A 14415-nucleotide genomic window follows, 5' to 3' on the forward strand; every position below is an offset into this window, starting at 1 on the left:
AACAAATTGTAACGGCGTCAATGAGAAGGTCTTACGCTGATGTTTATTATCCCTAACATGTGACCCTCCATCGTAGAACTCATCATGTCCTCCATTGTCTGATCGTTGAACTTTCATTTCCGTTCCTTGATGACCAAGGAGTGCACTTTTGTGTACTCGAGAAGGCTCCATCATTTAGACACTTTCCCTGGAACCGTCCACACTCCAGATGCCGGACCCTTGAGCAGAAATGAAGAGAAAGACAAAACAATACAGGGCGGCGAGCTCTCCTCCATTCAAGAGAGGAAATAACGCTTTCGTGCCATGAGCCATCCAATAGGCTGCAGCCATGAGACCGCTACACAGAAAAGCCGTCCACCGCGTAAACAGCCCAATCATGACAAGAAACCCGCCAATTAATTCAATTGGTCCAGCCACGTAAATGATAAACCCAGGGACTTCCATAGGCATGGCTGTCGGAAATCCAAATAGCTTCTGCGTTCCATGCCATATAAATAGAAATCCAACCACGATACGCATGAGAGCATAGGTCTGAGGATGAAATTCTTTCATAATTCTGTCTCCTAATTGAATATTGGTCTATGAATGTTCTGCCTTAATATTAATCATTCTTGTCATAGAACATGGCATAAACCATGCCACCACAAGTACATATCACAACTACTCATATCCCTTGAATTCGGTTATAGATTTTTCTGAACAGAAGAAACAGAAGAGAAGGATGAGGCGGTGTGTCGAAATCAGACGTGACGATATGTCGACGAATGATGAAAAGGCGACATTATAGCGAATGATAAAATTTCCAGGCGAACCAACCCTTGAATACGATCGGGCAAAGACCAAGCGTAACTGATGGGCAATCTACCGTGACGATGGTATCCTTTAGATGTCACCATTTTAAGTATTCAAGTAACCCAGCGGAATTCACGACTCCAACCATTGGAAGTTTATTGAATCGGCTCTAAGACGGGCGGGAAATACTAAGCTTTTTCATTTTAGAAATCAGGGTTGTCCGTTTCATTCCCAATCGCATAGCAGCTCCTGACGAACCACCAATGACCCATTTGGTTTCGCGAAGAACGTGTACAATGTGGTCACGCTCTACACCTTCTAACGTGGACTTAGGTTGTCGAGAGGAAACGGCCAAGTATTGAGCACTTTTCAGTTCGGTTAATGGAAGCGAGAGCACGGTCCCTGGCGAAAGGATCACAGCTCGTTCGATCATGTTTTCCAACTCACGAATATTCCCAGGCCAATGATAGCGAGAGAGAACTTCCATCGCCTTCGTTGGTATCGTTTCGATCGTTTTGTTCATACGCCGCGCATAGCGTTGGGTAAAATAGCGGACCAGAATGGGGATATCGACCTGCCGTGTCCGAAGAGCCGGAACCGTAATGGGGAAGACGTTCAATCGGTAATATAAATCATTTCGAAATTGTCCGGCTTCAACCATATTGAGTAAGTCGCGGTTGGTGGCAGCGACTAGCCGGACATCGACTCGAATCGTGCGAGTACTCCCCAGCCGCTCAAATTCCTGTTCTTGGAGAACCCGCAATAATTTGGATTGCATTTCTAAGGGGATCTCCCCCACTTCATCCAGAAAGATCGTTCCCCGATTGGCGAGTTCAAATCTCCCAGCCTTTTGTGCAATGGCCCCCGTAAAGGCCCCTTTTTCATGACCAAATAATTCACTTTCCAATAGACCCGTTGGAATGGCCGCACAATTCAGTTTGACAAAAGCCCCATTCGTCCGGGAACTCAGATGATGCAGCGCCCGTGCGATCAATTCTTTGCCTGTTCCCGTTTCCCCTTGAATCAGCACCGTTGAATCAGTTGGCGCCACAATTTCTAATTGTTGGAGAACATTTTTGAGTTCGGCACTTTCTCCGATAATGTCTTCAAAATTGTGTTCCGTGCGAATCTCGTCTCGTAAATAGACATTCTCCTGTTCAAGCTTTTCTTTTAACTCCCGTATCTTTTCATAGGCCAGCGCATTGTCGAGCGCAATGGCCACCTGCCCAGCAACTTGCATAAGGAGCTCAGAGACTTCTTCACCAAACACCTTATCCTGGGAACTGGCCATGTTCAGGGTCCCAAGCACACGGTCCCGTACAATGAGTGGAGCATAAAAGACCATTTTCATACCGGCAGCCAACAATTGCTGTGCTGTAGGCGATTGGTATTTCTTCAGCTCGACGTCAGATAGCAGCACGGCTTTACGGCTGTGAAAAGCTTGTCCTGCAGGAGTATCCTCAAATCCGACAACGCCTCCGGCTTGGAGCAACCCCGTATCCTTTCCGCTCGGAAAATCTAGGATATGTCTTTTAAAACAGTGAGATTCCGGCACGTACAAGAACAGGCTTGTAATTTCGTGATGAATGACACGGCGTAAGGAGGGGCAAATGGACGTAAAGAGTTCGCCTAACTCTAAATTTGACACCACAGCATTATTTACATTCAGCAGGAGTCGAGAATGATCACGTTCACGCGTGAGATCCTGAAAATTCAGCACATTGTCGACAGCGACGGCAATATGTTGGCCCACTTGATCAAGAAATTCAACATCCGATTCGTGGTACGTGTCTTTTTCACAACTGGCAAACACCAATGCTCCAAGCTTCCGTAAAGACGTCGTTAATGGAAGCACGCACAAGGAACAAATTCCATCCTCTCGCATATGTGAAAATGCCTCAGGATACCGTTGGTCGGTTGAGAGATCAGACACCAAAACAGGTTTCTGTGTCTCGACTGCCGTCCCTGCCGGATGACTCTCCATAGTCCATTCTATTCCTCCTTGAATATCAGCAGGCACATTGGCCTGAATCACATAATCCTGAACGATCTTTCGTTCTGGATGGTACAGAACAAGTCCAAGGAAATCGACAGGCACAATCTGAGGAATACGCTGAGCCAGAACTTCAATAAGCGTTGTGAGGTTCCGATGCGCAGAAATCGCCTGAGAAACACTCAGAAGGGTCTTGTACCTCTGGGCATTTGAATGATCAGATAAAATAGTCACCTCCGGGTGATTATGTGGAAGAAAGAATAAACAGGAACATCGTATTATTGTCAAAAAACAGAATATCCCTATCTTATACAATAAGACGTTTGGAGCTGTCCTCAGAAGGGATATGCAAAGTCTTTGATTATGGATGTTCCTAGCAGTTCATTATATTGCTCCTTCGCCTTCCCACACAGCTTCCGATTTGTACAGGAGACGTCACTCGATAGTTTTTCGCAGCAGAACAAGATTGTCGAGAACCAGATTCGATGACCAGATAAACTCGGCATCCGCCTTCGGATCATCGAAGATATCCGTAAAGTTCATGAATGCTGGCTTGTTATCAACCCCGACCGTATCGTTCGTAAACACAGAAGCATGTGGCCAGGCACGATCATCATAATCCGTGGCAAACCAGTTACTGGGAATAGGCCAATGCGCAGCGGAAAATGAACTTCCATCTTGAACACTTTCCGTCGAACAGGAGGAGCTGTCTCTGCGCTGACCCTCCACCTTCAGACATGAGCGATCTTGGAGCGGCGCGATATAAAATGTCTGAGCCTTCCAGCCCGCATCGGTCAGCGCGACAGTCTTTCCGCTTTCGTCTTTGATCACAGCCACAAACCCGGCGTCCCCTGGATGATAGGTCCGTCCCCTGTTTTTCTCTGAGCCCAAGCCAAGATGTTCTTCCCAATCAACAGCGAGGACAGCTACAGAAAATGGGCGATCGACCTTAAATCGAATGACACTGCTATTAAACGGCGTAAAGGGAACCGCATCGACGGCCAACAACCGGCCGTTCACATAAAACTCGAAATAGTTGTCGGCAAAGATATAGACCGTAAAGATCTCTGACCCGCCAGCGTCCGTCATAGGAACCGTCTTTGGATCAAGCTGGGAAAAACGGCGCAACTGGACGCCATTGCATTGATTGAAAAGATCAGATGCCTTCTCCGCACTCTGGAAGTGCGTTTTTGCCGGAACCATCCACTCCTTGCCGTCCTCGGCGCTGATCTTTCCGACCGCACTCACACGTGCTTGAGTGTCAGGACATACATAAAGGCCGGACTCGACCGTTTGGGCTAATCCTTTCGTGAAAGATGGCATCTCTTCGGCCATAACGTTTTGGGCAAAGATAAATGCCACAAGGGCCACAACGATTATCGTTAATCTGAAAGCCGACTGCTCGCACTTAGGGGCCAGTTTCTTTGCACCCATGGTTTCCTCTTTCTTTTTGTTATCGTCAACAGTCTTGCTCTTGATACTCGAGTAGCATACACAAAGGCCACTCATAGCAATCCCCTTTATCTTATTCACACGCAGTGAAGCCGTCGGCCTATTTGATCAGATTATTAGTGCGTGCCAACGGGAAAAATTTTCACCAATCATTTTCAGGCAGCCGGGAAATATGCAAACGGTGATTACCGAAGTCCCTGCCGGCCCTGGGGTATCACTTGTGCCAAAATGTGCCCGAAGGTTGTATACGGAGGGTTGTGTGTTCATTCCGATCGAGAAACAAAAGCCGTCGATTTCCACAGTCTTGCACTAGCAATCAAAGCCTTCTTTACCAATCGTAAAGAATTTTGTGAAACTCACGATGAAGGCCAAGCAGGATATTCAACGACACATATTGAAGGAGCCAATTTGTCCACACCACTTCATCAGAATAAAAAACGATAGAGTGAGAGCAGAGCTTGAAAACGACATTTCTAGGTGAGATTTCCAGGAGGTTCGATACGGAGTACAACTTTGTCGCACCATCATCCAATGTAAACAGCGTTCTGTGTTCAACATATACAGAAAGCGGCTAACTCTTTATGGTTTCCTTGCACTCACGAGAGAATAATAGGCATACGTTGGCGTCACAGACACATCCAGAAATCCAGCCTCCTGCAGCAATTCATCAAGCTCTTGTGCTGTAAACTGCTTTCCCTTCGTCGCCAACAACATCACCATAGAAAATGTACTCGCCACCAGCGGACCATCCTTCGTATCGTCCAAGAGCATTTCATGGAGAAAGATGTGTCCCCCTATAGGAAGAACATTGAAGGCTTTTTTGGCTAATTCAAGACATTGCTCTCGCGTCCAATCGTGGAAAATATTGGCGAAGAAAACCGCATCATGCCCAGCGGGCCACGGATTTCGAAACATATCGGCCGCATGAGTAGTGATTCGATCTTCCAGTCCGTAGTCTTTCACATACGCATCCACTAGCTTACAGACCGGAGCTAATTCCAAAATGGTACACTGCATCTGCCCATGCTGCGAAGCCAAAGCGATACAGAAACACCCTGATCCACCAGCCACATCCAGTATGCGTTGCACGTTTTTAAAAACAGGCTGCCGTGCCACCCCTGTCGCCGCAGGAAACGAATGGCTATGCATGAGACGGGTAAACTGCTCAGCTCGTACTGGATCGACCTGTCCTTTTTCCCAATCTTCCGTATTTGGTGCATCCTCACCAATTGTGGGAGCCACGTGTTCACGGTCTTTGAGCAAAGCCTCCTTAATACCCTGGGGAGTTGGAAAATTCTCTTTGAATCCATGCAGCACCCCTCCCCAGTAAAACGGCCCATGAGGCAGGAGAAAATTACGAGACGCTTCCGTCAGCGTGAATCGTTCATGATAATGCGCAAGAAAACCCAGGGACACCAACATTCCAAGAAAGGCATTAGCCGCTCGTGGGCCAAGCGCCAGTTCTTCCGCAATCTCATTGCTAGACAGGGGACGAGACTCCAAGAGACGAAACACACCCAACTCATCAGCAACGGTTAAGACGGGAAGACGATACACTGAAAGCCATGTGTCCCAAAGCAGTACGTCGGTACAGGTCGGCGGTTCCAGCCGAGGGCCATGTTCTTGCGCACGTATCGCCAATTCTCCATCCCCCTCTTCCTTTTTGTCTCCTGATGAATTACCCTTTTGTCGGTTGAGCGGCTGGAGCCTTTTTCTCTTGAATCACTTCAATTTCTAGCATAATTTTGACTTCGTCACCGACCATGAGACCACCATTGTCCAACATTTTACTGAACTCCATTCCGAAATCTTTCCGGTTTAACGTCCCATCCCCGGTAAATCCTGCACGCATATTGCCCCATGGGTCTTTCGCCACTCCATTAAAAGTTCCCTCAAGCGTCAATTCTTTCGTCACACCACGTAGCGTGATATCACCAATCGCGGTATAGGTGTCTCCCGTTTTTTTATAACTTTTCATTTTGTACGTCATGGTGGGATATTTCTCTACATTAAAGAAATCCGGACTGCGGAGATGTTCGTCCCGCTTTTCATGGTCAGTAAAAACCGATTTCGTCTGGATCGTCGCTTCAATCGTTTTAAATTCTTTGGCCTCAGGATCCATTTCCACCACACCCGTATAGTCTAGAAACTTCCCTTTTGTACTCGACACGACCATGTGCTTGACCTGGAACCCGACCGTCGAGTGATCATGATCAATTTTCCATTTTGACATCTCAGCCGATGCCCATGTCGCACTCAGGAGAATACTCACAGCTGCGAACATGATCACACGCTTCATTCTCAAAACCTGCTTCATAATAGAACCCTCCTTATTAAAAATGATGATCAGGCACTCAAAACTTTTATTGCAACTTACCGTGACAGATCCCCTGAGGACACATCCGGTTCATCGTGGAGAGCGGAACAACGTGTCACCAGCATCATCCATGAGTCGCTGCTGAATTCAACCATGTTTCAATGATCGGAGCAAGGACGTCGATCGACTGATACCCATGAGTCAGGATGGTCGTTTCCGTGTCCTGCTGCGCAAGGAGTGTCGGAAATCCATTGACCCCCCACTGTCGAACTTGATCAAACTCACTCCACACAATCTTTTTCAACTCAGTACTTCGAAACGATTCAAGAAAAGGCTCTTTCGTCATGCCCTGTGATTGAGCCAGATCGGCTAGCACTGTCTCCTTCGTCACATCTACATTCTTCATATAAAACGCTTCTTGGACATCATGTAAATACGGGAATACTCGAGATGCATCAATTTCCCTCACAGCCACAACAGCACGAGCGGCAGGTTCCGTATCATAGGTAAAGTCTGAGGCCATTTGACATGCAAAATTAAAGGGTTGCCCTGTTCGATCATGGACTGCATGCCAATGCCCAAGGATATATTGCCTTCTTTGTTCATCAAAACGCTCAGTATTCCCCGGTCTCAATCCGCCAACCAACACTTGTATCTCCAGCCGATGCTGATATCGTTGACGCACAGCCTCCATTACAGGAGAAAACCCCCAACACCATGAGCACATGGGGTCAGTGACATAGAGAAGCGATCGTGAAGAAGAATCAGACATTGTCATTGTTAGTGTGCAGGAAAGACTTGGCCAGTTAAACGGCCTTCAACACTTTTGCTGTAGGCCATCGCAACTTTCGAAACGGGAACCGGGATATGCCCTCGGAAAAAAGATCCGATTTTCTCCATTGACTCTTCGACCACTTCAGGACTCACGGCATTGATGCGAATCCCTCTCGGCATTTCAATCGAAGCCCCCAGGACAAACCCTTCAAGCCCAGCATTGACAGTTGTGACCGCAGCACCACAGTAGATCGGATCGTGACGTAACACCCCGCTTGTAACAGTAAACGAGCCTCCATCATTCACAAAGTCACGGCCAATAAGCACAAGATTGATTTGTCCCATTAATTTATGACCAATCCCAATCGCAAACTCTTTTTCTGTTAAGGTCTCAAGTGGCCCAAAGTGCGCACTCCCAGCGGCCGACACGACTGCATCAACATTTCCAATTGATTGAAACATGCGCTGTATAGACTCTGCAGACGTGATATCCACGGTGACATCCCCACTACGATGCCCGACTTTCACAATCTTATGACGCGGTTCCAACTCTTTCACTACGGCACGACCAATTGTGCCACCGGCTCCAATCACCACAATCTTCATTCTCGTAAGGCCTCCTCACCCCCAGAAGTCAATGAGGCGGGGGCGTATCGTTCCACAATTGTAATCGGGGAAAATATTTATCGATTTTGGCAACTATCACGCAAACACACTAACAACTCTTGCAACACATTCACGTCACGTTGACTTAATGCTCGCTCAAAATACGGGCGCATCACTTTGACTTGCGCTGGAAAGCATTTATGGTGCACTGTGGCACCTAACTTTGTCAGTTTCACCTTCATACACCGTCGATCGCCGGGCACCACATGCCGCTCAACCAATCCTTTTTTTTCTAGCCGGTCGATAATTCCTGTCAAACTGGCCTTGGCAAGCAATGTTGAGTGAGAAAGTTCGACAGCCGTCATCCCATTCGTTCCCCACAGCTCTGCGAGAACATCAAACTGCGCCGGAGTTAGTCCCATGGAACGTATATGACGATCACCAACTTCAAATATCGCCTGATAAGCCTCGACCAGAGGCCGAAGGACTTTCAAATACGGATCACCTTGAAGATTATACGTCTCCATTAGTATTTATTTATATAGTTAATACATAAACTATTGTCAAGAACACTCTCCATGACGTGACGAAGCCCACTCAACGCAATCGTCGTCCCCTCATGTCACATTCTCTCATTTCGAGAACGACTCTGCCACTCACTTAAGCATTGACCTCCCTCCCAAAGACTCCGACCTTAATCTGTAGGGTAGTTCCTTCAATAACTACTTTCTGGAAAAGAAGCCATACATAGAACGCAAGACGTTTATCTCATTGATTTTCTCAATTATTTTCTTTGAAATTTCCTCCTGGCATTATCTTTGCTCCCCATAAAAGATTGCAGCATATCCATATATTATTCATTAGGACTGAAAGTCCAGACCTCTTATGTTAGTGCACGAACCATGGAGGGTTTTCATGAAAAAAACTGTAGGCGTACTCACACTATGGAGCATACTGGGTTTGACCACTGCGACTTTGGGACTCAGCGCGTCAAACGCTTTTGGCAATGACCTGTTTTCTCTCGGGTCGAATACATTGGAAGGGACATTACTGACGGTTGAAGAAAATATTTATGTCATTATGGATGAAGAAGGAGACGAACAACGCATCCGCGTGGATGGAAGAACTATCGTCACAGGGAATGTCCAGCCTGGAGCAAAAGTGAAGGCCGAAATTACAAATGATGGCCGTGCCGCTGAACTCGAAAAAGTCGTTGATGAATAGCAACTCCCCCAAATATCGAACTGATGAGCTTGCCCATGACAAGCCAGCTCTTTTCAGAGCTGGCTCATTGCTATGTAGACCGATAGGTCTCCTACATAATAAGTTCGACTAATCCATACACAGGAATACTATTTCCACGGTAGGTGGCCGTTCCCTGAACAATGCCCATTGCAAAACCACCGATCACCCAATTCGCGACACGACGAAACTCTGACAGCTCGAGCTGCACACTTCCACCTCCCTGCGCCGTTACCCAACGAATCGCCCACCCCATAGGCCAACGATAGAATCCTAAGCCTTGACTAAAACTCAGCGGCGTCAACTGTAACACTTGAAAGCGCTGAGACTCTTCTTGGATTGACATAAATCCATCGAGCGTCCCCAACAAGGGGGCTAGCCGGTCACTGTGTTGCCTGTGCACATAAAGATCGCCCACGCCATCAAGTGAAAGGTAGAATCCTTGAAATTCCTTCCAGAGGCTCCAATAGGTTCGAGAAAGACGATTAAAGTCTGGAATCATCAGATATTCATAGATTACTCGCCCCGCCAATGTCCGATCCTTCCATTGGAGTGTGGCCGGAGCTGAGCCCATCCACATTTCTCCGCCATCATGGGTTCGAGATAACGATTTCGAAATGGCAGAGATCGTCAGTGATAGGGCATTGGGTTCACTGATAATAGTGATCCCAGTTTCAGGATTGCCATGAAACTGAAATGTCGAAGAATCAGGAATGGAGAGAAGGTCTTTAGCAAAAGTCTCATACGAGCCACTCCCCCGCATCTCGATCCAACCTTCCCGTTCGTCATGAAGCATCACAAAATGTTCGGCCTGGTAGGCCTCATCATCTTTCCCTCGATTGTTATCCAAAGCCAATGCGACATGCCCATGAACATCCTTGCCAATAAATGAAAAATAATCAGAAACATAGACTAAGGACGTTTCTAAAGCACTTTGTGCGTGCGTAAGACCTTCTGAAGGCTGAACCGCAAACGCGTATGAAGGAAGCCAAGTCACGCTCAACAACAGAGCAATCAAGAGAAGGTGGTGGTGGAGATGACGGAACACGTCACGGTGTTGTGACAAACAGATGTGCAAAAAAGAGATAGACAAAAGAAGAAAGGTGAGGAAATCTTATAGTCGCTTTGACAAATTGCCTTATTAGCAGCCTAGCGGGAATCTCCCCATCCAAAAGGACAGGGAGATGTTACAAATTCACAGTCAACTCACTTAAGTCAGTGAGACGTCACAAAACCCAGACTTACCGTACGACAAAATGCACTCGTCGATTTTCCTGCCAACACTCAGAGGTCGGTTCGGTACAAAACGGTTTTTCTTTTCCCAAGCTCATGACGGTTAAGTTCTCACTTGGGATTCCCATATCAACCAAGTAATCCTTGACGGCTCGTGCGCGACGCTTTCCAAGAATCATATTATAACTCTCGGTTCCTCGCTCATCACAATGTCCTTCAAGCACAATGGTACGACCCGCCAGCTGCGATGACAACACATCCGCATTCGTTGTCAATTCAGGAAACTCATCTGTGCGAAGCCGAAATCGATCATAATCAAAAAAAACATCTTTCAATGTAGGGAGCAGTTCTTCTTTTCCTCCATCAGAAGACATGTCTGGTTCACTGGGCTCAAGCTTTGCGATCTCCATTGGCTCTTCATTCAGTTCAAGCCCTGGCAACGATCCGTCAGGCTCTCCTGACATGCTGTTCTGGCCAGACCCACTCGTCTCTTCAGCCATGAAAGAATCCGAAGATTGACCATGTCCTTCTTGAGGCGTAGCAAAAATAGATTGCGTCTGCCCTTCGTCATGACCCGATGGCTCAATCGGGGAATTTATAGACGAAGCACTCGCTGGATCTGCACCTTTGCTCGCTACCATAGGCGTATCCAAGTCGCCATCCGAAGCCTGAATTGATTCTTGGGGTTGAGCAACATCTGAATGTTCACTCATGACTCGAATTTGTGATTTCGCACTACAGCCACCCATCAATACCATCACGAGACCTAGGCTGAGAATGGCTAAAAAACCCTGCTTCAAATTCATCATACTCTCTTTTCCTCCTAAAAATACTACGATTTTCAACTTAGTGCAGGCTATGGACCCAAAGACTTCCAAGTCAAGACTCTCCGCGTATTTTTCTGTCTTTTATACTTCTTCACTCCCATATTTACATAGAAAAGGGCCTAAGCAAACCCGAAAAATTGTATTCCTCAATCAAACTCACCGCCTCATGGATCGTAATAAAATCATATGTTGAGCCTCACGGCCTCCAGACTTGAGAAAAATACGGGAGCGGGAGACGGAAAGAAGGGAAAATATCTGAGAACAAAGAAGAAAATCAACTAAGAAGGAAGGAGAAATTGACATGTTCCAACAAGTCCATCAGTCAGCACTCCTGTAGGATCCTGCCGGTATTCGACAACAATCTGTTCCCGCTGTTTTGTGTTAATACGCGAGTCATGCAGAATATGATCCTTATCATTCAACTGATGAATCATATCAATATCAGGAAGACCTTGGCCTGTAAAATATGTTTGCGTCACAAACTCTGGGTACCCTTGAGCGCGAATGGAAAAATGTAAATGTGGTGGGCGGTACCAACCATCTGCTGCAGGGTAAAATCCAGGAAGAATCGTTTTAAATTGAAATCGTCCCTGCGCATCCGTAATGGCTTTTCCCCAATATTGAAAAGACTCATCATGCACTCGTTCAATAGTATTTCCTGTCTTAGGATGCCGGAAACGAGCGTGCGCCGTCTCATCTCGCTGATGATTATATCGTCCAGAAAAGTTCGCTTGCCAAAGAAACACCAATGCTCCAGCTAATGGCTGACAGACAGTAGACTGCTTCTGATCTTGAGAAGATGACTGCAGAACCTGTCCCTGAAAATAGATGATCTGTCCGTTGGCAATTCCCTCTTTTCCTTTAATAGAGGTCAAATTATGATCATTGGCTTCAATAAGCGATATGTCTTCATTTTGACTTTCTCGAATCGTGTACGAAACCACATGATCATACGGAAAATAGGGGCCACGGGTCTGACGAGGCGTCGTCACAGATGGACAACAAGCCGCGAATCCAACTCCGGAAGTAACCAGTAAGCCAGCAGTTCCGATACCAACTTTTAACAACGACCGTCGTGTAAGCAGAAAAGAATCAGACGGTACCATGGAGGCACCCTCGGAAGAGTGATTGGCTTCAGGAACAACATGATTTTGTTCAGTCATGTATCACGCTTCACCCAAGCAAGAAAAACACGCTCACTTCCGCACACTATCACTGAGAAAACGAAATATTCAAATCCTGAATCTCACGATATGGAAGTAACCAAATGAGCGACTCATCATGAAGATCACCAACTTGAATTCGATTCCCCCAAGGATCGCGAAAGTCACAGCGAAAATTTGGGAGAATGGATAATCCATACTTTCCAGTAATCTTTTCACGAACTTCAAGAATTTGTGCTTCGTCTCGCACCATAATTCCAAAGTGTTTCATTCGATCAGGCTTGAGCTCTTCAACCTCAAAGATTGCGAGGAATTGATGCTCTCCTAATTTACACCAGGCCGCACCCTCCCCACCCCTAAGCATTTCAAGTTGAAAGACATCACTATAGAAATCGACAGCCTTTTGCGCATCGTCAACTTCAATCACAACATGATTCACTCCATAGACTTGAACAGCCATACACACTCCTCCATTTGAATTTCCCTGTACTCCAGGAACAAAACAGCCTGCTAATAGTTCTCATGATTATTGTCCGTGGTTCTTCCCTCAAGAATCAATTAGGCTATCGTGCATTCCCCCAATAATCCACCTAAAACTTAGGAAACCCTCTAAAGATCATGTACTTTACCAACTACAGTTCTTGTGCTGACTGTACTCCCAACCCTACAGTTTCACTATCACCAATGAGAACAGGTAGATACCTGAAGTCATGGCATCTACATGGAGTGCACCTGTAGGGATCCTCCTACATGAGTCAATTAGAAAATCAAACTTTTCCATACTTCTCTTCATGTAAGGCATTGTTTTATATGAAAATTACCATAATAATCCTGACATGGAATATTTATTGCTAAATTTCTGATTTATAAAGCCGCTCAACCCAGAGCACACAGAGCAGGCTTTTTCCTCAAGGAAGAGGGCTTTTTGGTGATTTACTCAAAGACATTCCAATCCAAACAACGGTACTCTTCAGCTCACAATCTTCCTTCCAGTCTATATATTGGGACTGGATCTGTCGACGGTGCCACAGGTAGTGTATTGGGTCACAAAAAATTCCTTCAGTTCGCAGCCTTTGCTGAAAACCTAACAAAGCAAGAGGGCGTAATATCATGTGGATCTTACTAAAAAATACGTTAGACAGCATTAAGCGTAGAGTGAACTCTCATGAAACTGTGATCCATAAGGCTCACAGCGTTGAAGTTCCGTTTGGACCAATCATGAATGATACACGGGCCATGAGAATTCAATTATCTACCGTGTACGCGTACCAGCTACTGAAATAGGCGGAGGGACTGCACCTACTATGGGGACACCGAGATCTAAGCCGCACCGAGGACTCGGTCTCCTCGTCAGCCACCTTCTCGTTAGTCCCTCCGCCACCATTTGCCTGAACATCATCAAAAAAAAATTAGGCATGTGTGCGTTCAAATGTCGATTCTCTCACCTGCATCTACCACATTAGCTTGGGGAAGGACTTTTCATGCTCTTGCAGACTCAAGAACGAGAGATGGTCGTTCTGAGTGATACGCTCGTGAAGCACATTCTTCTTGTCGATGATGATACCACCATTCGGGAATGTGTTCGTGAGTTCCTCGAACTGCAAGGATATCATTGCACCGAAGCCGATAATGGATTCGCAGCTCTAGAAGAACTTGAGAACAACTCGTTTTCCTTAATCATTACTGACAACCAAATGCCTGTCATGGATGGCATCTCATTTTTAGAAGCTCATCATGCCAATGAAAAGATCTCGACTCCAGTCATCATGGTTACGGGCAATCTAACCCCCTCCCTCCAAACACGCGCAGCCAATATCGGGGTCAAATCTGTCTTTGAAAAACCCTGCCCCTTTGAAACACTTATGAGTGCTATTTCTCACGCGATCGAAAACTGAAGCCCTCAACACGTAATGCTTGGCCATCGTGGCAATTCATAACCAAGGCAGAAAAGCTCAAAATTAACCGAATAAAAAGATACCAACGAGAAATAGCTGCCCACCCAACGATGGGCAGGTC

Annotated in this window: 15 protein-coding genes; 3 read left to right on the plus strand and 12 right to left on the minus strand. The window is 46.3% G+C overall.

Annotated features, from left to right (window positions below; all coding sequences use genetic code 11):
* Window positions 1-174 precede the first annotated feature (174 nt).
* From ACWQXP_RS09890 to ACWQXP_RS09900, 3 genes are all read right to left on the minus strand, one after another.
* The gene (locus ACWQXP_RS09890; RefSeq protein WP_454062652.1) at window positions 175-552 is read right to left on the minus strand and encodes a DoxX family protein; all 378 of its coding nucleotides are present in this window, start codon (window positions 550-552) and stop codon (window positions 175-177) included.
* A gap of 409 nt (window positions 553-961) precedes the next feature.
* Window positions 962-3019: a sigma 54-interacting transcriptional regulator gene (locus ACWQXP_RS09895; protein WP_454062653.1), complete on the minus strand. Its 2058-nt coding sequence runs from the start codon at window positions 3017-3019 to the stop codon at window positions 962-964.
* A 201-nt stretch (window positions 3020-3220) separates the two neighbouring features.
* Window positions 3221-4219, minus strand: coding sequence for a hypothetical protein (locus tag ACWQXP_RS09900; protein WP_454062654.1), 999 nt, complete (start codon window positions 4217-4219; stop codon window positions 3221-3223).
* A gap of 133 nt (window positions 4220-4352) precedes the next feature.
* Between ACWQXP_RS09900 and ACWQXP_RS09905 the strand changes: the two genes are divergently transcribed.
* On the plus strand, window positions 4353-4550 hold the full coding sequence (locus tag ACWQXP_RS09905) for a hypothetical protein (RefSeq protein WP_454063022.1): 198 nt from the start codon (window positions 4353-4355) through the stop codon (window positions 4548-4550).
* A gap of 266 nt (window positions 4551-4816) precedes the next feature.
* On the opposite strand, the gene ACWQXP_RS09910 is transcribed toward ACWQXP_RS09905, so the two are convergent.
* The 5 genes from ACWQXP_RS09910 to ACWQXP_RS09930 form a co-directional block, all read right to left on the minus strand.
* The gene (locus ACWQXP_RS09910) at window positions 4817-5878 is read right to left on the minus strand and encodes a methyltransferase (RefSeq protein WP_454062655.1); all 1062 of its coding nucleotides are present in this window, start codon (window positions 5876-5878) and stop codon (window positions 4817-4819) included.
* Window positions 5879-5915: 37 nt separating this feature from the next.
* Complete coding sequence (locus ACWQXP_RS09915) at window positions 5916-6554, minus strand: YceI family protein (RefSeq protein WP_454062656.1); 639 nt, start codon at window positions 6552-6554, stop codon at window positions 5916-5918.
* A 124-nt stretch (window positions 6555-6678) separates the two neighbouring features.
* Complete coding sequence (locus tag ACWQXP_RS09920; RefSeq protein ID WP_454062657.1) at window positions 6679-7332, minus strand: DsbA family protein; 654 nt, start codon at window positions 7330-7332, stop codon at window positions 6679-6681.
* Window positions 7333-7334: 2 nt separating this feature from the next.
* Complete coding sequence (locus tag ACWQXP_RS09925; RefSeq protein ID WP_454062658.1) at window positions 7335-7934, minus strand: short chain dehydrogenase; 600 nt, start codon at window positions 7932-7934, stop codon at window positions 7335-7337.
* Between the two features lie 77 nt (window positions 7935-8011).
* Window positions 8012-8461, minus strand: coding sequence for a MarR family winged helix-turn-helix transcriptional regulator (locus ACWQXP_RS09930; protein ID WP_454062659.1), 450 nt, complete (start codon window positions 8459-8461; stop codon window positions 8012-8014).
* A 388-nt stretch (window positions 8462-8849) separates the two neighbouring features.
* Between ACWQXP_RS09930 and ACWQXP_RS09935 the strand changes: the two genes are divergently transcribed.
* On the plus strand, window positions 8850-9158 hold the full coding sequence (locus ACWQXP_RS09935; protein ID WP_454062660.1) for a hypothetical protein: 309 nt from the start codon (window positions 8850-8852) through the stop codon (window positions 9156-9158).
* A 91-nt stretch (window positions 9159-9249) separates the two neighbouring features.
* Here ACWQXP_RS09935 and ACWQXP_RS09940 read toward each other — a convergent pair whose 3' ends face one another.
* The 4 genes from ACWQXP_RS09940 to ACWQXP_RS09955 all read right to left on the minus strand — a co-directional run bounded on the left by ACWQXP_RS09940 (window position 9250) and on the right by ACWQXP_RS09955 (window position 12859).
* Entirely contained in the window at window positions 9250-10224 is a 975-nt protein-coding gene (locus ACWQXP_RS09940; RefSeq protein ID WP_454062661.1) for a hypothetical protein, read from the minus strand.
* Between the two features lie 193 nt (window positions 10225-10417).
* Window positions 10418-11218 (minus strand): OmpA family protein, encoded by an 801-nt coding sequence (locus ACWQXP_RS09945; RefSeq protein WP_454062662.1) that lies wholly within the window; start codon window positions 11216-11218, stop codon window positions 10418-10420.
* A 296-nt stretch (window positions 11219-11514) separates the two neighbouring features.
* Entirely contained in the window at window positions 11515-12399 is an 885-nt protein-coding gene (locus ACWQXP_RS09950) for a dioxygenase family protein (RefSeq protein ID WP_454062663.1), read from the minus strand.
* A gap of 49 nt (window positions 12400-12448) precedes the next feature.
* Complete coding sequence (locus ACWQXP_RS09955) at window positions 12449-12859, minus strand: VOC family protein (RefSeq protein WP_454062664.1); 411 nt, start codon at window positions 12857-12859, stop codon at window positions 12449-12451.
* A 1021-nt stretch (window positions 12860-13880) separates the two neighbouring features.
* On the opposite strand from ACWQXP_RS09955, the gene ACWQXP_RS09960 reads away from it, so the two are divergent.
* Entirely contained in the window at window positions 13881-14294 is a 414-nt protein-coding gene (locus ACWQXP_RS09960; protein WP_454062665.1) for a response regulator, read from the plus strand.
* Window positions 14295-14415 lie beyond the last annotated feature (121 nt).

It is taken from the genome of Candidatus Nitrospira salsa, from assembly GCF_965152625.1.